This is a genomic window from Stenotrophomonas sp. YJH_SMC_8, assembly GCF_059371315.1.
Genome location: NZ_JCAFUL010000002.1, coordinates 242,257 through 264,132, shown reverse-complemented (window position 1 = coordinate 264,132; position 21,876 = coordinate 242,257). Strand labels below are relative to the sequence as shown.

Here is a 21,876-nt window from a genome sequence, read left to right as displayed (position 1 = left end):
CCTGTACGGAATAAGAAGACGTGTCGAACTGGCCTCTACTCAGTGTCCTCATCTGGCTGCCGATCATCGGTGGTGCCCTGATCCTTGCGATCCGTGATGCGCAGACCGCCCGCTGGGCGTCGCTGGGCGTCGCGGTACTCACCTTCGTTGCAAGCCTCTCGCTGCTGAGCGGCTACAACCCGGGCATCGACGGTCTGCAGTTCGTCGAGACCCATGCCTGGATCCCGGCGTACAAGATCGGCTACAACCTGGGCGTGGACGGCATTGCCGTGGCGCTGATCCTGCTGACCACCCTGGTCAGCGTGCTTGCCCTGATCGGCGCCTGGAGCGCCATCGACAAGCGCGTGAACCAGTACGTGGCGGCCTTCCTGATCCTGGAAGGCGTCACCGTCGGCATCTTCGCCGCGACGGACGCGATGCTGTTCTACGTGTTCTTCGAAGCCATGCTGATCCCGATGTTCCTGATCATTGGTGTCTGGGGCGGCCCGCGCCGCATCTACGCTGCGCTGAAGTTCTTCCTGTACACCTTCCTCGGCTCGGTGCTGATGCTGGTGGCGCTGATCTACCTGTACATGAAGGGCGGCAGCTTCCAGCTGGCCGACCTGTACGCGCTGCCGCTGTCGGCCAAGGAACAGACCTGGATCTTCTTCGCGTTCCTGATCGCCTTCGCGGTCAAGGTGCCGATGTTCCCGGTCCACACCTGGCTGCCGGACGCCCACGTGGAAGCGCCGACCGCCGGTTCGGTGATCCTGGCCGCCATCGCCCTGAAGATCGGTGGCTACGGCTTCCTGCGCTTCAACCTGCCGATCGTCCCGGACGCGTCGCAGGAATGGGCCTGGCTGGTGATCGCGCTGTCGCTGATCGCGGTGATCTACGTCGGCCTGGTCGCCCTGGTGCAGGACGACATGAAGAAGCTGATCGCCTATTCGTCGATCGCGCACATGGGCTTCGTCACCCTGGGCACCTTCATCGCCCTGTGGCTGGTGCGTGAAGCCGGCAACGCCGATGCCGCCCGCTTGGGCCTGCAGGGCGCCATGGTGCAGATGATTTCGCACGGCTTCGTGTCCGGCGCGATGTTCTCCTGCGTCGGCGTGCTGTACGACCGCATGCACAGCCGCCGCATCGCCGATTACGGCGGCGTGGTCAACGTGATGCCGTGGTTCGCCACCTTCGCCATGCTGTTCTTCATGGCCAACGCGGGCCTGCCGGGCACCAGCGGTTTCGTCGGCGAGTTCATGGTCATCCTGTCGGCCTTCCAGCGTAATCCGTGGATCGCACTGGGCGCGGCCACCACCCTGATCATCGGCGCCGCCTACACCCTGTGGCTGTACAAGCGCATCTTCTTCGGCGAAGTGGCCAACAGCCACGTGGCCGAACTGAAGGACATCAACGGCCGCGAATGGCTGGTGCTGGGCGTGTTCGCCATCGGCGTGCTGGCCCTGGGCATCTACCCCAAGCCGCTGACCGACCTGATGGAGCCCTCGATCGCGAAGCTGGCGATGCAGATCGCATCCAGCAAGCTGCTGTAATTCCAGGATTTGATGATGACCACCTCGCCGCTGCTGCCATTGACCGCCGCTGACCTGCCACCGCTCGCTCCCGAGCTGGTGCTGATCGGCAGCGCCTTCGCCCTGATGATCCTCGACCTGTTCGTCAGCAACCGGAACAAGATCGTCACCCACCTGTTCTCGCTCGCTGCGCTGGCCGTGGTGCTGTTCATGCTGGCCACCGGCGTGGGCGGGCAGGGCGAGGTCTTCCATGGCATGTTCGTGCGCGATACCGCCGCGGACGTGATGAAGACCGGGATCGTGCTGCTCAGCGGCCTGACCCTGGTCTACGGCTGGCGCTACCTGCGTGACCGCAACCTGTTCCAGGGCGAGATCCCGGTGCTGATCCTGTTCGGCACCGCCGGCATGATGATCCTGGTCTCGGCCGGCAGCCTGCTGATGGTCTACCTGGGCCTGGAACTGCTGGCGCTGTGCTCCTACGCCCTGGTCGCCAGCAACCGTGAAAACGGCCTGGCCTCGGAAGCGGCGATGAAGTACATCGTGCTTGGCTCGCTGGCCTCGGGCCTGCTGCTGTACGGCATGTCGCTGATCTACGGCGCCACCGGCAGCCTGCACCTGGACGTCATCCGTGACGCCATCCCGCACTCGGAAGAGCGCGTGCTGCTGATCACCGGTGCGGTGTTCATGATCGCCGGCGTCGCCTTCAAGCTGGGTGCTGCACCGTTCCACATGTGGCTGCCGGACGTGTACCAGGGTGCCCCGGCACCGATCGCGCTGTTCATCAGCTCGGCGCCGAAGCTGGCCGCCTTCGGCATGGCCTACCGCCTGTTGGAGATGGGCGTGGGTCCGCTGTCGACCGAACTGCAGTTGCTGATCGCCGGCCTGGCCGCGGTCTCGCTGGTCATCGGCAACCTGATGGCCATCGCGCAGAGCAACCTCAAGCGCATGCTGGCGTTCTCCACCGTCTCGCACATCGGCTTCCTGCTGATGGGCATCGCCGGTGGTGGCGCGCAGGGCTATGCCGCAGCGCTGTTCTACGCACTGGCCTACGCCATCATGTCCACCGCCGCCTTCGGCGCGATCATCGCGCTGTCGCGTGCCGGCTTTGAAGCCGAGAACATCGAGGACTTCAAGGGCCTCAATGCCCGCAACCCGTGGATGGCCGGCCTGGTGCTGTGCATCATGGCGTCGCTGGCCGGCATCCCGCCGTTCCTGGGCTTCTGGACCAAGCTGGCGGTGCTGGGCGCGGCCGTCAATGGCGGCCTGCTGTGGCTGGCCATCCTCGGCGTGCTGTGCGCCGTGGTCGGCTGCTTCTACTACCTGCGCGTCATCAAGGTCATGTACTTCGATGAGCCGGTGGGCGAGGCCATGCCGCGCAGCAACGACCGCGTGCTGGGCCTCGTGCTGGGCGTGAACGCGCTGGCGCTGCTGGCGCTGGGCCTGGCCTGGAACCCGATCATGGTCTGGTGCCAGCAGGCATTTGCGCATCTTGCATAAAAGTTGACACAAAGCTGCGCGATTCGTGTAATATGCGCAGCCTGAGTTGTCACTGCAGCGGTTCAGCCAGAACATCGTTGCGGTAGCCCTCCTCGAAAGAGCAGGGCAGCAGTTCAAACACTTCCGGTGCGGGGTGGAGCAGTCTGGCAGCTCGTCGGGCTCATAACCCGAAGGTCGCAGGTTCAAATCCTGCCCCCGCTACCAACATCGAATCGGCGCCAACCGGCTTGATGAATGAGGAAAAGCTTGCAGGTTTTGAAGTTATGCCTCATAATTCCGCTTCTGATGCGGGGTGGAGCAGTCTGGCAGCTCGTCGGGCTCATAACCCGAAGGTCGCAGGTTCAAATCCTGCCCCCGCTACCAAGTAAAGAGATCGCCTTCGAAGTCCTGCTTCGAGGGCGTTTTTCTTTGGGGTCTGCGTCGTTTTCGCTGGGTTGGGGTCAGATCCCTTTTCCAGGGGAAAAGGGATCTGACCCCGGGCCCGCACCTTGCACCAGCGCGGTGCAGCCGCTATCATCAGCGGCCTAGCAGTACCCCTGAAGGCGGCCTCCCGGCGGGAGTCCGGACCCGGAAGGAGGGCCGCAACCGGCAGGCACTGCAGGTTGCAACCGGAATCCAGTCACCGGAGTCTTTCCGGAAAAGGGGCCCAGCGGGCCCTTTGTCGTTTCCGGGGCGTCATGTTTTCACGCCGGCCAAGGCCGGCACCCAACCAAGAGATCAAGGCAGGCTGTGAGCGACAAGGCAACCGACATCGCGAATCTGCTCGCCCCGACCGTTGTGTCGCTGGGCCTGGAGCTGCTGGGCGTTGAGTATCTGCCGGCCCCCGGCGGTGCGACCCTGCGCCTTTACATCGACGTGCCGCTGGCTGAACAGCCCGAGCGCATCATCAATGTCGACGACTGCGAGCGGGTCAGCCGCGAAGTGTCGGCGCAGCTGGACGTCGAAGACCCGATCAGCGGCAATTACACGCTGGAAGTGTCCTCGCCGGGCGTGGATCGCCCGCTGTTCAACCTGGAGCAGTTCGCTCGCCACCAGGGTGAATCGGCCAAGGTCACGCTGAAGCTGCCGCAGGACAACCGTCGTCGCCTGCAGGGCCGTATCGAGGCGACCGACGAGGCCGCAGGCACCATCACCTTCATCGTCGACAAGACCGAAGTGGTGGTGTCGGCCGACAACATCGACAAGGCACGGATCATGCCCGACTGGGTGGCGCTGGGGCTGGCCCCGAGCAAGCCGACCGGTCCGGCACCGAAGCGTCCGAAGCCGAACACGAATTCTTCTTCCAACGAGCCGGCGGCAAAGAAGCCGCGCGCGGAGTGAGCCAATGAGCAAGGAACTGTTGCTGGTAGTCGACGCGGTCGCCAACGAGAAGGGCGTGCCGCGTGAAGTGATCTTCGATGCCATCGAGGCCGCCCTGGCCTCGGCAGCGAAGAAGCGCTATCCCGACGAGGAAGTGCTGACCCGCGTGGTCATCGACCACAAGGATGGCAGCTACGAAACCTACCGCCGCTGGGAAGTGGTGGCCGATGACGTGGTCATGGAATCGCCGGACCGCCAGATCCGCCTGATGGACGCCGTCGATGAAGCCGAAGGCGTGGACGTCGGCGACTACATCGAAGAGCAGATCGAGAACCCGGACTTCGGCCGCATCGCCGCCCAGGCCGCCAAGCAGGTCATCGTCCAGCGCGTGCGCGAAGCCGAGCGCCAGCAGGTCGTGGATGCGTGGAAGGATCGCGTCGGCGAACTGATCACTGGTGTGGTCAAGCGCGCCGAGCGCGGCAACATCTATGTCGACCTCGGTGGCAACGCCGAAGGCTTCATCCCGAAGGACAAGGGCATTCCGCGCGACGTGCTGCGCGCCGGCGACCGCGTGCGCGGCTACCTGGCCGAAGTCCGTTCGGAACCGCGTGGCCCGCAGCTGTTCATCAGCCGCGCCGCCCCGGAATTCATGATCGAGCTGTTCAAGCTGGAAGTGCCGGAAGTCGGCCAGGGCCTGGTGGAAATCAAGGCCTGTGCCCGCGATCCGGGCGACCGCGCCAAGATTGCCGTGCTGGCCCACGACCAGCGCACCGATCCGATCGGCGCCTGCATCGGCATGCGCGGTTCGCGCGTGCAGGCCGTGTCCAACGAGCTCAATGGCGAGCGCGTGGACATCGTGCTGTGGAACGACAACCCGGCCAACTTCGTCATCAATGCGATGGCACCGGCCGAAGTACAGTCGATCATCGTCGATGAAGACAAGCACTCGATGGACCTGGCCGTCGCTGAAGACCGCCTGGCCCAGGCGATCGGCAAGGGCGGCCAGAACGTGCGCCTGGCCAGCCGCCTGACCGGCTGGCAGCTCAACGTGATGACCCAGGACCAGGTCACCGCCAAGTCGGAAGCCGAGCAGGCTTCGGCCCGCCAGCTGTTCATGGACAAGCTGGAAGTGGACGAAGAGATCGCCGGCATCCTGGTCAGCGAAGGCTTCGGCACCGTCGAGGAAATCGCTTATGTCCCGGTCGGCGAACTGCTGGCCGTGGAAGGTTTCGACGAAGACATCGTCGAAGAGCTGCGCGCTCGTGCCCGCGATGCGCTGCTCAATGAGGCCCTGGCAGTCGAGGAAGGCCTTGAAGACGGCCAGCCGGCGCAGGACCTGCTGTCCCTGAAGGGCATGGACGAAGCCACCGCGTATGCGCTGGCCGGCCACGGCGTGCGTACCAGCGAGGACCTGTCCGACCTGGCCGCCGACGAGGTCATGGACTTCGGCATCGAAGGACTGGATCAGGCGCGCGCCGCTGCGCTGATCCTGGCCGCCCGTGCCGAAGAGATCGCCCGACTGGAACGCGGCGAATGAGCCGGCAATGAACAGGGCCCTGAGCCGCTCAGGGCGTAGAATCCGCGCCACCTCCAGATGCGGGGGGGCGCCCACAAGATCATAGGATCCGAATGTCGCAGCAAACCACCATCCGCAAGCTTGCCGAACTGGTCAACACGCCGGTCGAAAAACTGCTGGAACAGCTGGCCGGTGCCGGCATGAAGTTCAGCGGTCCCGACCAGGTCGTGACCAGCTCCGAGAAGGTGAAGCTCCTGGGCTTCCTTCGTCGTTCGCACGGCAAGCCCGAGCAGGCCCCGGAAGAGACCGATCAGTCTGCAAAGAAGATCACGCTCAACCGCCGGAAGCAGCAGGAAGTGACGGTCAATTCCGGTCGCAGCAAGACGACCGTGAATGTCGAGGTCCGCCAGAAGCGTACCTACGTCAAGGATGGTGCTCGCGCCATGACGCCGGACGAAGAGCGCGCCGACATCCTGCGCAAGCTGGAAGAGTCGCGTGCCCGCAACCTTGCCGAACAGCAGGCCCTGGCCGAGAAGGATCGTCTGCGCGACGAAGCCATCGTCCGTGCCCGTGAGGAAGAGGTCGCGGCCAAGGAACGCGCAGAGGCCGAGAAGAAGGCCGCCGAGGAAGCTGCGGCTGCCGCCAAGGCTGCCGAGGCGCTGGCTGCCAGCAAGCCCAAGCGCGCTCCGATCGATGAAACCGCGCCGCGCCCGCCGCGTGCTCCGGCCGCCGCTCCGGCTGCGCCGCGCAGTGCACCGCCGCCGCCGCGCAACGACGACCGCAACAACCGCAGCGCACCGCGCAACGAGCGTGGCCCGGGCGACCGTTTCGCCGGCCAGATGCACCTGTCGGCTGCCGACCGCGCGCGTCGTGGCAACAGCAACAACAGCAACACCCGTGGTCGTCCGGGCGGGCGTAACCAGGCCGGTGGCCGTCGCGACATGTCGCGCGGTGGCAACAATGCCGGTCCGCACGCGTTCGAGCGTCCGACCGCACCGGTGGTGCGTGAAGTGGCGATCGGCGACACGATCACCGTGGCCGACCTGGCGCAGAAGCTCGCGCTGAAGGGCGGCGAGGTGGTCAAGGCGCTGTTCAAGATGGGCGTGATGGCCACCATCACCCAGTCCATCGACCATGACACCGCCGCGCTGGTGACCGAAGAACTCGGCCACAAGGCGATCCGTGCCAACGACAACGACGCCGAAGACGCACTGCTGGCCTCGGCCGGTGAAAACCAGGGCGAAGCCACCCAGCGCCCGCCGGTGGTCACCATCATGGGCCACGTCGACCACGGCAAGACCTCGCTGCTGGATTACATCCGCCGCACCAAGGTCGCCACCGGCGAAGCCGGCGGCATCACCCAGCACATCGGTGCCTACCACGTGGATACGCCGAAGGGCGTGATCAGCTTCCTGGATACCCCGGGCCATGCTGCCTTCACCTCGATGCGTGCCCGCGGTGCCAAGCTGACCGATATCGTGGTGCTGGTCGTGGCCGCCGATGACGGCGTCATGCCGCAGACCAAGGAAGCGATCCAGCACGCCCGTTCGGCGGGGGTGCCGCTGATCGTGGCGATCAACAAGATCGACAAGTCCGACGCCGACCCGATGCGGGTCAAGAACGAACTGCTGTCCGAGCAGGTCGTGGCCGAAGATTTCGGTGGTGATACCCAGATGGTGGAGATCTCGGCCAAGACCGGCCTGGGCATCGACGACCTGCTGGACGCCATCTCGATCCAGGCCGAACTGCTGGAACTGAAGGCCGTCGACGAAGGCCGCGCCTCGGGCGTGGTGATCGAATCGTCGCTGGACAAGGGCCGCGGCCCGGTCGCCACCGTGCTGGTGCAGCAGGGCCGCCTGAAGAAGGGCGACTACCTGGTGTGCGGCATCCAGTACGGCCGCGTGCGTGCGCTGTTCGACGAAACCGGCAAGCAGCCGGAGTTCGCCGGCCCGTCCATCCCGGTGCAGGTCCTGGGCCTGTCCGGCGTGCCGGAAGCCGGTGACGACTTCGTGGTCGTCGAGGACGAGCGCCTGGCCAAGGACGTTGCCCAGCAGCGTGAGACCAAGCGTCGTGAATCGCGCCTGGTCGCCACCGCTGGCAGCCGCATGGAAGACATCATGGCGACCCTGGGCAAGGGCGAGGGCCAGCAGGTCCTCAACCTGGTCATCAAGGCCGACGTGCAGGGTTCGGTGCAGGCCCTCAGCCAGGCACTGGTCGCGCTGTCCAACGAAGACATCCGCATCAACGTGATCCACTCCGGCGTGGGCGGCATCACTGAATCGGACGCCAACTCGGCGGCCGCCTCGAAGGCCACCGTCATCGGCTTCAACGTGCGTGCGGATGCTTCGGCCCGTCGCATCATCGAATCCAACGGCGTGGACCTGCGTTACTTCTCGATCATCTATGACGTGATCGATCAGGTGAAGCAGGTGGCTTCCGGTCTGCTGGGCGTGGAGATCCGCGAAGAGATCATCGGTATCGCCGAGGTCCGCGACGTCTTCCGCAGCTCCAAGCTGGGCGCCGTCGCCGGCTCGATGGTCATCGAGGGCGTGGTCAAGCGCAACAAGCCGATCCGCGTGCTGCGCGACAGCGTGGTGATCTTCGAAGGCGAACTGGAATCGCTGCGCCGCTTCAAGGAAAACGTCGAGGAAGTCCGCAACGGTACCGAATGCGGTATCGCGGTGAAGGCCTACAACGACGTCAAGCCGGGTGACCAGATCGAGTGCTTCGAGCGTATCGAAGTGCCGCGCACCCTGTAATGCTGCAAGGGGCCGGTCCTCGCGGACCGGTCCGCCACCCTGGTGGGGCCCGACCCTGGTCGGGCCGCCTTCCCTGGTAGGGCCCGGCCTTGGTCGGGTCACATTCAAATCAAGAGCCTGACCGCGTGCCCAAGACTTTCCATCGAACCGACCGTGTCTCCGCCCAGCTGCGCCGTGAACTCGGCACCCTGGTGCACAACGCCGTGCGCGAGCACGGGTTGCCCTCGGTGAGCGTGTCCGACGTGGAAATCACCCGCGACATGGCCCATGCCAAGGTGTTCGTCACCGCACTGATGCCGGAGCGTTCGGCTGAAGCCGTGGCCGGCCTGAAGGAGCTGGGCTACCGCCTGCGCATGGACCTGGCACGCGCGATGAAGCTGCGCCACGTGCCGGAGCTGCATTTCCACTACGACGATTCGGTCGACCGTGGTGAGCACATCGACAACATCCTGCGCGACCTGCCCGATACGCTGGCCGCGGAGAAGCGTCGCGAGAGCGACGAAGAATAAGCTAGCGCCGGGCCCATGCCCGGCGTCTTTCCATTCTGACCGTGCGAGGCCGGACGCTGGCCGCGCTTCGCGCTCGCCGGGCATGGCCCGGCGCTACCCGTATCTGTCATGACCCGAATTCAGTTCCGCCGCCTGGATGGCATCCTGCTGCTCGACAAGTCGACCGGCATGAGCTCCAACGCCGCCCTGCAGGTGGCCCGCCGCCTGTTCCGCGCCGAGAAGGGCGGCCACACCGGCAGCCTCGACCCGCTGGCCACCGGCCTGCTGCCGCTGTGCTTCGGCGAGGCGACCAAGATCGCCGGCCTGCTGCTCGGCTCGGCCAAGGCCTACGACGCCGAGATCGTGCTCGGCCAGACCACCGATACCGATGACGCCGAGGGCCAGGTGCTGCTGCAGCGCCCGGTGCCGGCCATCAGTGCCGAAGCGCTGCAGGCCGCACTGGCACCGCTGACCGGCAGCATCCGCCAGCGTGCCCCGATCTATTCGGCGTTGAAGCAGGGCGGTGAATCGCTGTACGTGAAGGCCCGCCGTGGCGATGTCATCGAAGCGCCAGAGCGCGAGGTCCAGGTGCATGCCATCGAGGTGCTGGAGCAGCAGCCGGAACGGCTGCGCCTGCGCGTGACCTGCGGCTCGGGCACCTATATCCGCAGCCTGGCCCGCGATCTGGGCGAGGCGCTGGGTTGTGGCGCCCATATCAGCGCGCTGCGCCGGCTCTGGGTGGAACCGTTCCGCGAACCGGCCATGGTCACCCTGGACCAGCTGCGGGCAATGGTCGAGGCCGGCGACGAGGCGGGCATGGACGCGCTGCTGCTGCCGCTGGCGGCCGGGCTGGCGGAATACCCGCGGGTCGACCTCGATGCCGGCCAGGCCCACCGCTTCTGCGTCGGCCAGCGCCAGCGCGACCCGTCCTGGCCGCATGGCCTGGTCGCCGTGTTTGGTCCGGACGATGCTGTCCAGGGGCTCGGGCAGGTCGATGACAGCGGGCTGCTGGCCCCGCAGCGCCGCTTCAACCTCTGAACGGGGCAGGGCGGTTCAGCCCCGGACCTTGTTCCCGGCCCCCCCGACCGTTACAATTTCGCGGCCGTTTTCCGGCAGCCTGCCTCGCGCAGGTTTCATCCTCGTAGTCCACGGCGAGCCTGGCGGTGCGCGAAGCGCGTTCCTGCCGGCCACGCATCACAGAGAAAAAAGAAATGTCGATCGACACCCAGAAGGTCATTGAAGACAACAAGCGCAGCTCGGCTGACACCGGCTCCCCGGAAGTCCAGGTTGCCCTGCTGACCGCCCGCATCGAACTGCTGACCGGCCACTTCAAGACCCACAAGAAGGACCACCACAGCCGCCGCGGCCTGCTGCAGATGGTCAACCGCCGTCGCAGCCTGCTCGACTACCTGAAGAAGAAGGACGTCGAGCGTTACAAGGCCCTGATTGAAAAGCTTGGCCTGCGTCGCTAAGCAACGAATCCCCCGCGGCGCAGCGATGCGCCGCGGTTTTGTTTTGTAGCATCGCAATCCCCGATTCAGGCCGGAACGATCCGGCCACCCGCTGGCGGCAAGGGTCGCCGACGGTCCAAATTCGCAGACAGCATCCCCAAGGACACCCTCCGTGGCAAAAATCACCAAAACCTTCCAGTACGGCAAGCACACCGTCACGCTCGAGACCGGCGAAGTCGCCCGTCAGGCCAGCGGTGCCGTCATCGTCAAGATGGACGACACCGTACTGCTGGTCACCGCCGTCGCCGCCAAGAGCGCGCGCGAAGGCCAGGACTTCTTCCCGCTGACCGTCGATTATCAGGAAAAGTTCTACGCCGGCGGCCGTATCCCGGGTGGTTTCTTCAAGCGTGAAGGCCGTGCGACCGAGAAGGAAACCCTGATCTCGCGTCTGATCGACCGTCCGATCCGCCCGCTGTTCCCGGAAGACTACAAGAACGAAGTGCAGATCATCGCCACGGTCATGTCGCTGAACCCGGACGTGGACGGCGACATCCCGGCCCTGATCGGCGCCTCGGCTGCCCTGGCCCTGGCCGGCACCCCGTTCATGGGTCCGATCGGCGCTGCCAAGGTCGGTTACAAGAACGGCGAGTACATCCTGAACCCGACCGTCAGCGAACTGGCTGACTCGCAGCTGGAACTGGTCGTCGCCGGTACCTCCAACGCCGTGCTGATGGTTGAATCCGAAGCCGCGCTGCTGTCCGAAGAAGTGATGCTGGGCGCCGTGACCTTCGGTCACCGCGAAATGCAGAAGGTCATCAACGCGATCAACGAGCTGACCGTCGAAGCCGGCACCAAGCCGTCGACCTGGGAAGCCCCGGCCAAGAACGACGCGCTGATCTCCGCCCTGAAGGAAGCCATCGGCCCGCGCCTGGGCGAAGCCTTCCAGGTGCGCGACAAGCTGCAGCGCCGCGACGCCATCTCGGCGATCAAGAAGGACGTGGTCGAAACCCTGGCTGGCCGCGTGGCTGCCGAGGGCTGGAACCCGGCCGAGCTGTCGAAGGAATTCGGCGAGCTGGAATACCGCACCATGCGTGACTCGGTGCTGGACACCAAGGTCCGCATCGACGGTCGTGCGCTGGACACCGTCCGCCCGATCGCCGTGAAGACCGGCGTGCTGCCGCGTACCCACGGTTCCTCGCTGTTCACCCGCGGCGAAACCCAGGCCATCGTGACCATCACCCTGGGCACTGCCCGTGACGGCCAGGTCATCGACGCCGTTGCCGGTGAGTACAAGGAAAACTTCCTGTTCCACTACAACTTCCCTCCGTTCTCGGTGGGCGAGTGCGGCCGCATGATGGGTCCGAAGCGCCGCGAAATCGGCCACGGTCGCCTGGCCAAGCGCGGCGTGCTGGCTGTCATGCCGTCGCTGGAAGCCTTCCCGTACACCATCCGCGTCGTCTCGGAAATCACCGAGTCGAACGGTTCCTCGTCGATGGCCTCGGTCTGCGGCTCGTCGCTGGCCCTGATGGACGCCGGCGTGCCGGTGAAGGCGCCGGTGGCCGGTATCGCCATGGGCCTGGTCAAGGAAGGCGAGCGCTTCGTCGTCCTGTCCGACATCCTGGGTGACGAAGATCACCTGGGCGACATGGACTTCAAGGTGGCCGGTACCGCTGAGGGCATCTCCGCCCTGCAGATGGACATCAAGATCGAAGGCATCACCGAAGAGATCATGAAGCAGGCCCTGCAGCAGGCCAAGGCTGGCCGTCTGCACATCCTGGGCGAAATGGCCCACGGCCTGACCGCTCCGCGCGAAGAGCTGTCGGACTACGCGCCGCGCCTGCTGACCATCAAGATCCACCCGGACAAGATCCGCGAAGTGATCGGCAAGGGTGGTTCGACCATCCAGGCCATCACCAAGGAAACCGGCACCCAGATCGACATCCAGGACGACGGCACCATCGTCATCGCTTCGGTCAACGCCATCGCTGCCCAGGCCGCCAAGGCCCGCATCGAGCAGATCACCTCGGACGTCGAGCCGGGCCGCATCTACGAAGGCAAGGTCGCCAAGATCATGGACTTCGGTGCGTTCGTCACCATCCTGCCGGGCAAGGACGGCCTGGTCCACGTGTCGCAGATCTCCAGCGATCGCGTCGAGAAGGTCGGCGACGTGCTGAAGGAAGGCGATGTGGTCAAGGTCAAGGTGCTGGAAGTCGACAAGCAGGGCCGTATCCGCCTGTCGATGAAGGCCGTGGAAGAAGGCGACGCCGTCAGCGCCGAGTAATCGGCGGTGGGTGTCAACCTTGGTTGACACGCTCCTGGAATCGCTGAAATGAAAAAGCGGGCTTCGGCCCGCTTTTTCTTTGCCTGCCGCCATCAGGTAGCGCCGGGCCATGCCCGGCGGGGCAGCTACGCTTCCTCGTCTTCCTCCTCCCCCAGCCACCACACCTGGCCCGGCTCGGGGTCACTCAGCGGATGCTCTCGCTGTTCGATGGCCTCCAGCACGCGTCCCGGGGCCGCGGCGGTCCACGCCGCCAGCAGCTTCTCCACCGCAGCCCGGCCCTGCGCGGCAATGCCCAGATCGCGCTCGCGCGCCCAGGTACCTTCTTCGACGGCCTCTGCATCGTCGTCATGTTGGTGCGGGGTGCCATAGCTGCAGCGGCGGCACAGCCGGCGCACGGTCGCGGTCCAATCCTCGACCATGCCGATGCCAGGCAGGTTCATGGCCCCCAGGGCAGCGATGTCATCGGCTGAATCGCACTGCACGAACACGGTGAAGGTCGCCATGTCCGATGGCTGCAGGCGCTGCATTGCATTGAACACCGGCACCTCGTGTTCGCCGTACGTACGGCGGCCAGTCGATGCGCCGTCATGCAGCACGATGTCGCCGAAGCGGAAGCCGCTTTCGGGCAGCGGTACGTTGTCGATGCGTGCACGCACCGGATCAATGCGGCTCATGTACACCACTTCGGCGTCGGACCACGGCGCCAGGCGCATGCAGGCCACGCCGAAGCTGCCCTCGATCGGGCCTTCGCCCTCGGGCAGGGTGATCCCGCAGCGGGTCCACTGGCGTCGTGCTTCGGCCCAGTCCGCCATGCCGGTGGCCGCGATTCCGGCATTCCAGGCGGTGGCGACATCGAATTCCCCGCGCAGCTGCTCCGATCGCAGGTTGTCCTGCAGCGACGCCGGCCAGTCGCGCAGGTACTTGTGCGCCAGCCCGCGCATGTAGTGCAGGTAGGGCACCTCGGGAGCGATGGCGATCAGTTCGCCGAACAGCTCCACCGCCTGCGGCAGGTCGCCTTCGTGGAACGCGTCGTAGGCGCGCGCTTCCAGTATCTGGTGTTCGTCGAGGGATGCGTCGTCCAGCAGGTCGCCGTCGGGAGTGGTGTCGTGATCGGTGCTCATGTCCATGTGCGGTTGAAGATCCGCGGCCACCTTAGCCGATGCAGGGCGCCGGGTGCGCTGCGTCGGTGCGTGTCCTGCTGCAATGCATGATGGCAGTGGCATGACTGCCACGTTGTCGCCCTCTGGCCGATCGTTGCTGTCCACTGGACGACATGCCACGACATCGGTCCCACGGCCTCATCGGTTTGCTAACGTGGCGGCGCCTTCGAACCGGGAGATTCCATGTTCCGCCAGACCGTGGCCGTCCTTGCCGTGCTGATTGCCGGCGCCCTGCCCATTGCCGCGCACGCCGCGCCCGCACAGCCGCCGATCTTCGGTGCCTACTACCCCGGCGGTTCCGCCGAGCGCTATCCGGTGTCGAGCATTCCGGCCGAGCGCCTGACCCACCTGTTCTACGCGTTCTCGACCATCGAGGACGGGCGCTGCACGATCGGTGCGGAAGCACCGAAGAACTTCGCCGCGCTGGCCGAGCTGAAGAAGGCACACCCGCACCTGCGCACGCTTATTTCGATTGGCGGCTGGGGTGCGGGCGGGTTCTCCGATGCGGCGCTGACCGAGGCCAGCCGCAAGCGGTTGGTCGATTCGTGCATGGCGTTGTTCTTCGATCGCCACGCCGGCAGCTTTGATGGCGTGGATATCGACTGGGAATTCCCGGTCAGTGGCGGCCCGAAGGAGCTTGCGCACCGTCCGCAGGATCGCGCCAACCTGACCCGGCTCGCGCAGGCGTTCCGCGTGGCACTCGATGCGCGCGGTCGCAAAGCGGGGCAGCCGATGCTGCTGACCGCCGCGCTGGCTGCCGGTCGCCTGCAGACCGATGGCCCCTACGATCCGGCCGCCAGCTACGACCTGCCGGCGCTGGCCAAGGTGTTCGATTTCATCAACCTGATGAGCTACGACATGGGCACCGGCTTCTCGGCGGTGTCGACCTTCAACGCGCCGCTGCATGAGGTGGCGGCCGACCCACTGGCGCCGGAGCTGCGCCGTTGGAACAACGTGGCCGGTGCCGTGCAGTTCTACCGCGAGCACGGCGTGCCGGCCGGCAAGCTGGTGCTGGGCGTGCCGTTCTACGGGCGCGGCTTCAAGGTCACCGGCGACGCCCCGGATGGGCTGTACCAGGCCTACAGTGCACCGGCCGATGCCGGCGATTGGCGGGTGATCAAGGCGCGCTATCTCGACCAGCCGGGCTGGACGAAGCACTGGCAGCCGCAGGCACAGAGCCCATGGCTGTACAACGCCGCGCAGAAGATCTTCATCAGCTATGAGGACCCGCGCTCGATCGGCCTGCGTGCGCAGTTCGCCCGCGAGGAGGGCCTGGCCGGCGTGTTCATGTGGGAGCTGACCGGCGACGACGAACAGGCCAGCCTGCTCAACGCCATGCTCGCCCCGTGGCAGAAGGCACGCGTCGGCGATTGAGCCTCCCGCTGGCGCTGGGCCACGCCCGGCGGATGCGGCAACGCCATCGGCCCAACCCCGCACATCGAGGCAATGCCCGCAGCGTTACGCTGCGGGCATGATCCATCTCGAACGCCTGGACCATCTGGTCCTCACCGTGGCCGACATCGAACGCAGCTGTGATTTCTACCAGCGCGTGCTCGGCATGCAGGTCGTGCGCTTCGGCGCCGGCCGTACCGCGCTGCAGTTCGGCCGGCAGAAGATCAACCTGCATCCGGCCAGCACCCCGCTGCAGCCGCATGCGCTGCAACCCACGCCGGGCAGCGCCGATCTCTGCCTGATCACGCGTACCGCCACGGCCGATGTGCTGGCGTACCTGCAGGCGCAGGCCGTCGCGGTGGAGGAAGGGCCGGTGGCCCGCACCGGCGCACTGGGTCCGATCGAATCGGTGTACTTCCGCGACCCGGATGGCAACCTGATCGAAGTCAGCCGTTACCCGGACGAAGCACAACTGCTCCGGTAGCGCCGGGCCAGGCCCGGCGACGCTTCAGTTCGCCCAGACGCTGTTCGGATCGCCGTTGCGGGCGCGACGCTGGCTGGCGACTGCCAGGCGGGCGAAGCCAAAGGCCATGGCCAGCGCGATGGCATCGATCCAGAACAGCGGCCAATGGCCCTGCGCGGCGGCGCGCCACAGCCAGTCGCCACTGAGTGCGCCGTGCAGCACCGGCACCAGCGCGGTGCTGATCGCCGCAGCCCACAGCAGCTCGCGTGCGGCCTGTGCCGGGCGGCGCAATGCCGCCCACAACGCGCAGGCTGCCCAGCTGCCGAAGCAGGCCCAGCGGATGCCGTGATCGACCGCCGCCGGTGCCAGACGTTCCAGCACCAGCGCGCTGGCGAATGCCACCGAGATCGCCACGCACAGGCCGATGCACACGCCGACCGTCGCCCGTGCCATGTTCACTCCGGCGCGTGGCTGCTGCGGCTGGCGACGCTTGCGCCGCGACTCGATCCACAGCAGGTTGCCCGAGTAGAACAGGAAGGCGCCGCCGAGGCCGAGCAGGAAATACAGCCAGACCACCACGCCGTTGCCGAACTCGCCGAAGTGCAGCGCATAGGCGGCGCTGAGCGTGGCGTGGTTGGCGTCGCGCTGGCCCGGCAGCTGGGTCGCCAGTACATTGCCGGTGGCAACGTCCAGCGCCACAGCGCCGAGGGGGCCGAGCGTGCCGGTGGATTCACCGGTGATCTCGATGGTGGCGTTGGCGTCGCCGGCATTGGCCAGCTTCAGGTAGGCCGGCTCGAAGCTGGTCACACCCTGTGCGCGCGCCACTTCCAGCGCCCGCGCATGCAGCACGCGCAGGCTGCCCGGCGGCGACGGAATGCCGGTGGCTTCCCGCACCGGTGCGGTGTCCATTGCCGTCGGCACCGCCTGCAGGGCCTTGCCGTCGAAGATCAGCGGGTTGAGCAGGGCCATCTGCACGAACACCAGGCAGAGCAGGGCGCCGGTCACCGCGAACATCAGGTGGAAGGGCAGGCTCAGCACGCCGATCACGTTGTGCGCGTCCTGCCACAGTTGCTTCAGGTTGCGGCCCGGACGCAACGCGAACAGGTCGCCGAGCAGCTTCGGCAGATGGATCACCAGCCCGCTGAGCAGCGCCATGCCGTACAGCAGGCTGACAATGCCCATCACGTAGATGCCGGCCACAGGCAGGCCCAGGCTGTAGTGCAGCTCGTTGACCAGTTCCGCCAGCCCGGTCTGCGGCGGCGTCGGGCTGCCTGCGATCTGGCCTGGCCAGGCATAGCGCCAGCTGCCGTCATCGGCCTGCCAATATGCCAGTGGCTGCGGATGGTCGGCGCCGGGGAAGGTCATGCCGACGTGGCGGCGGGCTTCCGGATGCGCGGCCAGCACGTCCTCCAGCAGGTACTGCGCATCGTCCAGCCCGGCCGGCAGCGCGGTGGCTGCGCCGGGCGTCTGCCACAGCGGCAGGTCGTGGTGGAACAGGGTCAACGCACCGGCATAGAACGCCACGAACAGGCCGAAGCCGGCCACCAGGCCGACCCAGGTATGCAGGGTGGTGAACGTGCGCAGGGTCTGGGAGCTGAACTTCATGGGACGGGTCTCATTGCACCACGCCGATCAGGCGCAGCAGCCCAAGCACGGCGAAGCCGGTGGCGGCGCTGCCACCCAGCACCAGCCAGGCACGCAGCGCGCTGCGGAAACTGAACGCCCACAGGGCGGCCAGCATCCACAGCGGGATGAAGGCGATCAGGGTTGGCACCAGCGCCCGCTGCCAGGGGCCGGGCGGCAGCCATGCCAGCAGACCGGTCGCGGCCGCGGCCAGGAAGAAGCCGGCGACGATGCCGGCGAAGGCGCGCGGCCACATCAGGGCGACTCCGGGCCGGGACGGTGCCAGGCGGCCAGGGCCGGCAACAGCATCGCAGCCAGCATCCAGGTGCACAGCATCGCCACCAGGCCAGCGGCAAAGCCAAGCTCGGCCATCCACAGCCAAAGCGCGGCGGCAGCGGCGACCAGGCCGATCTGGCGGCCCAGGCGTCCGGCGCGGCGCAGGCGCGGCCAGCGGCAATGCGGCGAGGCGGCATAGAAGGCCAGTGCCGAGAACATCGCTGCCAGCATGCCCAGGCTGCAGAAGCCGAGCGTGGAAAGGCCGACGGTGATCATCGCGGGCGGCCGGCGCGGCAGCGGGCCGGCGAACGCGGGGCACGGGCGGGGCCGGCGGGAGCCGGTCGGAGCGGGTGGCGCATCACGGGGTCCTGGGGGAAAGCGGGCAGGCTGGCACGGGGCGGCCTGCGCCGACATGGTAATCATTGCAATTTCACGCCGCCAGCGAGACCCATTCAGCGGACCGTACGGTAGCCCTTGGGCTTTCCGGTGCGCTGGTTTAAGATCGTCCTGTATCCCTGACTGGAACAAGGTGGCCCGCGCACAGCGCCGGCCGAGCGTGCGACATGAGCACTACCACCGCCCACTGTTGACCTGCCCCCGAAGGCCCTGTGTTCCAGGCGCCCTCGTGGCGCTTTTTTATTGCCCGGGCGCCGCCCCGGGAGCGCTTTCCAGCCCGCCCCGCGGGCCCCGCACGAAGCCAATGCGATGATCAACATTACCCTCCCCGACGGCAGCCGCCGCGAGTTTGAAAACCCCGTCAGCGTCATGGACGTCGCCCAGTCGATCGGTGCCGGCCTGGCCAAGGCCACCATTGCCGGTGCCGTCGATGGCGTGCTGGTCGATGCCAGCGACGTCATCGACCACGATGCCAGCCTGCGCATCATCACCGCCAAGGACGAGGAGGGCGTGGAGATCATCCGCCACTCCTGCGCCCACCTGGTCGGCCACGCCGTCAAGCAGCTGTACCCGGACGTGAAGATGGTGATCGGCCCGGTGATCGCCGAGGGCTTCTACTACGACATCTACTCCGAGCGCCCGTTCACTCCGGACGACATGGCCGCGATCGAGAAGCGCATGGGTGAGCTGATCGCCCAGGACTACGACGTCATCAAGAAGATGACGCCGCGCGCCGAAGTGATCGAGATCTTCAAGGCCCGTGGCGAGGACTACAAGCTGCGCCTGATCGAGGACATGTCCGACGACATCCAGGCGATGGGCATGTACTACCACCAGGAGTACGTGGACATGTGCCGCGGCCCGCACGTGCCGAACACGCGCTTCCTGAAGGCCTTCAAGCTGACCCGCATCTCCGGCGCCTACTGGCGCGGCGACGCGCAGAACGAGCAGCTGCAGCGCATCTACGGCACCGCCTGGGCCGACAAGAAGCAGCTCGAGGCGTACATCAAGCGCATCGAGGAAGCCGAGATGCGCGACCACCGCCGCATCGGCAAGCAGCAGGACCTGTTCCACCTGCAGGAAGAAGCGCCGGGCCTGGTGTTCTGGCACCCGAAGGGCTGGGCGCTGTGGCAGGTGGTCGAGCAGTACATGCGCAAGGTCTACCGCAACAGCGGCTACGGCGAAGTGCGCTGCCCGCAGATCCTGGACGTAAGCCTGTGGAAGAAGTCCGGCCACTGGGACAACTACCAGGACAACATGTTCTTCACCGAATCGGAGAAGCGCACGTACGCGGTCAAGCCGATGAACTGCCCGGGCCACATCCAGGTGTTCAACCAGGGCCTGCACAGCTACCGCGACCTGCCGATCCGCTACGGTGAGTTCGGTTCCTGCCACCGCAACGAGCCGTCCGGCGCGCTGCACGGCATCCTGCGCGTGCGTGGCTTCACCCAGGACGACGGCCATGTGTTCTGCACGGAAAACCAGATCGAGTCGGAAGTGACGGCCTTCCACCAGCAGGCGCTGGCGGTCTACCAGCACTTCGGCTTCGACGACATCCAGATCAAGATCGCCCTGCGCCCGGAATCGCGCCTGGGTGACGACGCCACCTGGGACAAGGCCGAAGGCGCGCTGCGCTCGGCGCTGACCGCCTGTGGCGTGGAATGGCAGGAGCTGCCGGGCGAGGGTGCCTTCTATGGCCCGAAGATCGAGTACCACCTGAAGGACGCCATCGGCCGTACCTGGCAGCTGGGCACCATGCAGGTCGACTTCATGATGCCGGGCCGGCTGGGCGCCGAGTACGTGGACGAGAACAGCCAGAAGAAGCACCCGGTCATGCTGCACCGCGCCATCGTCGGCTCGATGGAGCGCTTCCTGGGCATCCTGATCGAGCACCACGCCGGCCAGTTTCCGGCCTGGCTGGCCCCGACCCAGGTGGTGGTGGCCAACATCACCGACGCCCAGGCCGACTACGTCTCGGGCGTGACCAAAACCCTTGCGGAGCAAGGCTTCCGCGTCAGCTCGGATTTGCGTAACGAGAAGATCGGCTATAAAATCCGCGAGCATACGTTGCAGCGCGTGCCCTACCTGCTGGTCATCGGTGACCGCGAGAAGGAAAATGGGGCTGTGGCGGTGCGTACGCGTTCTGGCGAAGACCTGGGCAGCATGAGCCTGCAGGCCTTCATCGAGCGGCTCCACGCCGAGGGCGCGTAAGCAAAGGTCCGGTCCGGGCGCACAGGCACCCGGACCGGTTCGATACCCTTGGGAGAACGTAATATCAGCACCCCTGACAACAAACAGAACCGCAAGAATCAGGAAATCCGTGTGCCGCGCGTCCGCGTGATCGGCAGTGACGGAGAAATGATCGGCGTGTTGTCGCGCGACGAAGCGCTGTCCATGGCCGAAGATGAAGGCCTGGACCTGGTCGAAATCCAGCCGCAGGCCGATCCGCCGGTCTGCAAGATCATGGACTTCGGCAAGTTCAAGTTCGAAGCGCAGAAGAAGGCCAGCGAGGCCAAGAAGAAGACCAAGCAGGTCGAGATCAAGGAAGTGAAGTTCCGTCCGGTCACGGACGAGGGCGACTACCAGATCAAGCTGCGCAAGATGCGCGGGTTCCTCGAGGATGGTGACAAGATCAAGGTCAACATCCGTTTCCGTGGCCGTGAAATGAGCCACCAGGAACTGGGCCGCGAAATGGCCAACCGGATCGAGGCCGATCTGGGCGAGGACATCGTCATTGAATCCCGTCCGCGCCTGGAAGGGCGTCAGATGGTCATGATGATCGCGCCGAAGAAGAAGACCTGAGGCCTGACGGGCCGCCTTCCGGGGCGCCTGGCTGAATGGTTCAGGGTAAGGGGACGCCGCTGGCGTCCCTTTGCTTTTGCAGGAGGCCGGTGAATTGCCGGTAAAGGGTTGCAGGGGCTGGTGGCAGGGCGGTTTTGCCTGTATCATGCCCGGCTCGACCCACCCAGGACGGGTCGTACGCCGATCATGGCAGGACGGAAAGAGCGGCCCAGGCCGCCGCCAGATCAGTCAGAAACCAGGGTCATATCCCATCAAGGACATTGCAATGCCCAAGATCAAGACCAACCGGGCAGCGGCCAAGCGTTTCCGCAAGACCGCCTCGGGCAAGTACAAGTGCGGCCACGCCAACCGTAGCCACATCCTCACGAAGAAAGCGACCAAGCGTAAGCGTAATCTGCGTCAGACGGGCCATGTCCGTGCAGAAGACGCAGGCCGTCTGGACCGCATGCTCCCTTACCTCTGAGGAACTGAAAAATGGCACGAGTTAAGCGTGGCGTACAGGCGCGTCGCCGCCACAAGAAGATTCTGGATCTCGCCAAGGGCTATTACAACGCCCGTCGCAAGGTCTTCCGCGTCGCCAAGCAGGCGGTCATCAAGGCACAGCAGTACGCCTACATCGGCCGTAAGCAGAAGAAGCGCAACTTCCGTTCGCTGTGGATCACCCGTATCAATGCGGCTGCCCGCATCAACGGCCTGAGCTACAGCCGCTTCATGAACGGTCTGCTGAAGGCCGGCATCACCCTGGATCGCAAGGTCCTGGCTGACATCGCCGTGCACGACGCAGCCGGTTTTGCTGCGCTGGCCGAAAAGGCCAAGGGCGCGCTGGCGGCATAAGTCCTTCCCGATGCCGTAACCGTTCACTCGGAACGGTGTCAGGTCAAGGCAATGCATGGGGAAGGGCGCAAGTCCTTCCCCATTCTTTTTTGGGTCCCGGCGAGGCCACGACGGCAGCGCGGGGACGGCGG

At 66.0% G+C, this 21,876-nt stretch carries 19 protein-coding genes and 2 tRNA genes; 17 read left to right on the top strand and 4 right to left on the bottom strand.

What is annotated here, in order from left to right:
* The first annotated feature begins 20 nt into the window (after positions 1-20).
* From AC5P88_RS03175 to pnp, 11 genes are all read left to right on the top strand, one after another.
* Positions 21-1,529 carry an NADH-quinone oxidoreductase subunit M gene (locus AC5P88_RS03175; protein ID WP_495224279.1) on the top strand — a complete coding sequence of 503 codons (1,509 nt, stop codon included), beginning with the start codon at positions 21-23 and terminating at the stop codon, positions 1,527-1,529.
* Positions 1,530-1,544: 15 nt separating this feature from the next.
* Positions 1,545-3,005: an NADH-quinone oxidoreductase subunit NuoN gene (gene nuoN / locus AC5P88_RS03170; RefSeq protein WP_005410451.1), complete on the top strand. Its 1,461-nt coding sequence runs from the start codon at positions 1,545-1,547 to the stop codon at positions 3,003-3,005.
* A gap of 127 nt (positions 3,006-3,132) precedes the next feature.
* Positions 3,133-3,209 (top strand) — tRNA-Met (locus AC5P88_RS03165).
* Positions 3,210-3,291: 82 nt separating this feature from the next.
* Positions 3,292-3,368, top strand: a tRNA-Met gene (locus AC5P88_RS03160).
* Between the two features lie 366 nt (positions 3,369-3,734).
* Complete coding sequence (rimP, locus tag AC5P88_RS03155; protein ID WP_005410450.1) at positions 3,735-4,325, top strand: ribosome maturation factor RimP; 591 nt, start codon at positions 3,735-3,737, stop codon at positions 4,323-4,325.
* Positions 4,326-4,329: 4 nt separating this feature from the next.
* Entirely contained in the window at positions 4,330-5,841 is a 1,512-nt protein-coding gene (gene nusA / locus AC5P88_RS03150; RefSeq protein WP_006458580.1) for a transcription termination factor NusA, read from the top strand.
* A 92-nt stretch (positions 5,842-5,933) separates the two neighbouring features.
* Positions 5,934-8,579 carry a translation initiation factor IF-2 gene (infB, locus tag AC5P88_RS03145; RefSeq protein ID WP_495224278.1) on the top strand — a complete coding sequence of 882 codons (2,646 nt, stop codon included), beginning with the start codon at positions 5,934-5,936 and terminating at the stop codon, positions 8,577-8,579.
* A 125-nt stretch (positions 8,580-8,704) separates the two neighbouring features.
* Positions 8,705-9,088, top strand: coding sequence for a 30S ribosome-binding factor RbfA (gene rbfA, locus AC5P88_RS03140; protein WP_005410447.1), 384 nt, complete (start codon positions 8,705-8,707; stop codon positions 9,086-9,088).
* Between the two features lie 108 nt (positions 9,089-9,196).
* On the top strand, positions 9,197-10,105 hold the full coding sequence (gene truB, locus AC5P88_RS03135; protein ID WP_495224277.1) for a tRNA pseudouridine(55) synthase TruB: 909 nt from the start codon (positions 9,197-9,199) through the stop codon (positions 10,103-10,105).
* A gap of 173 nt (positions 10,106-10,278) precedes the next feature.
* Positions 10,279-10,539 carry a 30S ribosomal protein S15 gene (rpsO, locus tag AC5P88_RS03130; RefSeq protein WP_005410445.1) on the top strand — a complete coding sequence of 87 codons (261 nt, stop codon included), beginning with the start codon at positions 10,279-10,281 and terminating at the stop codon, positions 10,537-10,539.
* A gap of 151 nt (positions 10,540-10,690) precedes the next feature.
* The gene (gene pnp / locus AC5P88_RS03125) at positions 10,691-12,799 is read left to right on the top strand and encodes a polyribonucleotide nucleotidyltransferase (protein ID WP_032128652.1); all 2,109 of its coding nucleotides are present in this window, start codon (positions 10,691-10,693) and stop codon (positions 12,797-12,799) included.
* 125 nt (positions 12,800-12,924) lie between these two features.
* Here the strand turns inward: pnp and AC5P88_RS03120 are convergent, their stop codons facing one another.
* Positions 12,925-13,920 carry a tetratricopeptide repeat protein gene (locus AC5P88_RS03120; protein WP_258179432.1) on the bottom strand — a complete coding sequence of 332 codons (996 nt, stop codon included), beginning with the start codon at positions 13,918-13,920 and terminating at the stop codon, positions 12,925-12,927.
* A gap of 222 nt (positions 13,921-14,142) precedes the next feature.
* Here AC5P88_RS03120 and AC5P88_RS03115 point away from each other — a divergent pair, with 222 nt between their 5' ends.
* Positions 14,143-15,333 (top strand): glycoside hydrolase family 18 protein, encoded by a 1,191-nt coding sequence (locus tag AC5P88_RS03115; RefSeq protein ID WP_495224275.1) that lies wholly within the window; start codon positions 14,143-14,145, stop codon positions 15,331-15,333.
* 97 nt (positions 15,334-15,430) lie between these two features.
* Positions 15,431-15,835: a VOC family protein gene (locus tag AC5P88_RS03110; RefSeq protein ID WP_495224274.1), complete on the top strand. Its 405-nt coding sequence runs from the start codon at positions 15,431-15,433 to the stop codon at positions 15,833-15,835.
* A gap of 24 nt (positions 15,836-15,859) precedes the next feature.
* Here the strand turns inward: AC5P88_RS03110 and AC5P88_RS03105 are convergent, their stop codons facing one another.
* From AC5P88_RS03105 to AC5P88_RS03095, 3 genes are read right to left on the bottom strand one after another with little or no spacing between them, the layout of a single operon-like run.
* A complete protein-coding gene (locus AC5P88_RS03105) occupies positions 15,860-17,419 on the bottom strand; it encodes a PepSY-associated TM helix domain-containing protein (protein WP_106548817.1) in 1,560 nt (519 codons plus the stop codon).
* A gap of 10 nt (positions 17,420-17,429) precedes the next feature.
* Positions 17,430-17,693 (bottom strand): hypothetical protein, encoded by a 264-nt coding sequence (locus tag AC5P88_RS03100; protein ID WP_106548816.1) that lies wholly within the window; start codon positions 17,691-17,693, stop codon positions 17,430-17,432.
* Positions 17,693-17,989, bottom strand: a complete 297-nt coding sequence (locus AC5P88_RS03095) for a hypothetical protein (protein ID WP_049434122.1) — start codon at positions 17,987-17,989, stop codon at positions 17,693-17,695. The genes AC5P88_RS03100 and AC5P88_RS03095 overlap by 1 nt, the downstream gene beginning before the upstream one ends.
* Positions 17,990-18,418: 429 nt before the next feature.
* Here AC5P88_RS03095 and thrS point away from each other — a divergent pair, with 429 nt between their 5' ends.
* The 4 genes from thrS to rplT all read left to right on the top strand — a co-directional run bounded on the left by thrS (position 18,419) and on the right by rplT (position 21,745).
* Positions 18,419-20,320 carry a threonine--tRNA ligase gene (gene thrS, locus AC5P88_RS03090; protein WP_010486466.1) on the top strand — a complete coding sequence of 634 codons (1,902 nt, stop codon included), beginning with the start codon at positions 18,419-18,421 and terminating at the stop codon, positions 20,318-20,320.
* A 48-nt stretch (positions 20,321-20,368) separates the two neighbouring features.
* Positions 20,369-20,911, top strand: a complete 543-nt coding sequence (gene infC, locus AC5P88_RS03085; protein WP_019660568.1) for a translation initiation factor IF-3 — start codon at positions 20,369-20,371, stop codon at positions 20,909-20,911.
* A 265-nt stretch (positions 20,912-21,176) separates the two neighbouring features.
* Positions 21,177-21,374, top strand: a complete 198-nt coding sequence (gene rpmI / locus AC5P88_RS03080; RefSeq protein WP_005410436.1) for a 50S ribosomal protein L35 — start codon at positions 21,177-21,179, stop codon at positions 21,372-21,374.
* An 11-nt stretch (positions 21,375-21,385) separates the two neighbouring features.
* Positions 21,386-21,745, top strand: a complete 360-nt coding sequence (gene rplT / locus AC5P88_RS03075; protein WP_005410435.1) for a 50S ribosomal protein L20 — start codon at positions 21,386-21,388, stop codon at positions 21,743-21,745.
* Positions 21,746-21,876: the final 131 nt, after the last annotated feature.

What these genes read in the sequence shown, in the direction of transcription:
- truB (WP_495224277.1), top strand. Translation starts at nt 9,197, where the DNA reads ATGACCCGAATTCAGTTCCGCCGCCTGGATGGCATCCTGCTGCTCGAC.
- rpmI (WP_005410436.1), top strand. Translation starts at nt 21,177, where the DNA reads ATGCCCAAGATCAAGACCAACCGGGCAGCGGCCAAGCGTTTCCGCAAG.
- infB (WP_495224278.1), top strand. Translation starts at nt 5,934, where the DNA reads ATGTCGCAGCAAACCACCATCCGCAAGCTTGCCGAACTGGTCAACACG.
- rpsO (WP_005410445.1), top strand. Translation starts at nt 10,279, where the DNA reads ATGTCGATCGACACCCAGAAGGTCATTGAAGACAACAAGCGCAGCTCG.
- thrS (WP_010486466.1), top strand. Translation starts at nt 18,419, where the DNA reads ATGATCAACATTACCCTCCCCGACGGCAGCCGCCGCGAGTTTGAAAAC.
- AC5P88_RS03115 (WP_495224275.1), top strand. Translation starts at nt 14,143, where the DNA reads ATGTTCCGCCAGACCGTGGCCGTCCTTGCCGTGCTGATTGCCGGCGCC.
- AC5P88_RS03110 (WP_495224274.1), top strand. Translation starts at nt 15,431, where the DNA reads ATGATCCATCTCGAACGCCTGGACCATCTGGTCCTCACCGTGGCCGAC.
- AC5P88_RS03100 (WP_106548816.1), bottom strand. Translation starts at nt 17,693, where the DNA reads ATGTGGCCGCGCGCCTTCGCCGGCATCGTCGCCGGCTTCTTCCTGGCC.
- nusA (WP_006458580.1), top strand. Translation starts at nt 4,330, where the DNA reads ATGAGCAAGGAACTGTTGCTGGTAGTCGACGCGGTCGCCAACGAGAAG.
- AC5P88_RS03105 (WP_106548817.1), bottom strand. Translation starts at nt 17,419, where the DNA reads ATGAAGTTCAGCTCCCAGACCCTGCGCACGTTCACCACCCTGCATACC.
- AC5P88_RS03095 (WP_049434122.1), bottom strand. Translation starts at nt 17,989, where the DNA reads ATGATCACCGTCGGCCTTTCCACGCTCGGCTTCTGCAGCCTGGGCATG.
- rplT (WP_005410435.1), top strand. Translation starts at nt 21,386, where the DNA reads ATGGCACGAGTTAAGCGTGGCGTACAGGCGCGTCGCCGCCACAAGAAG.
- nuoN (WP_005410451.1), top strand. Translation starts at nt 1,545, where the DNA reads ATGACCACCTCGCCGCTGCTGCCATTGACCGCCGCTGACCTGCCACCG.
- AC5P88_RS03120 (WP_258179432.1), bottom strand. Translation starts at nt 13,920, where the DNA reads ATGAGCACCGATCACGACACCACTCCCGACGGCGACCTGCTGGACGAC.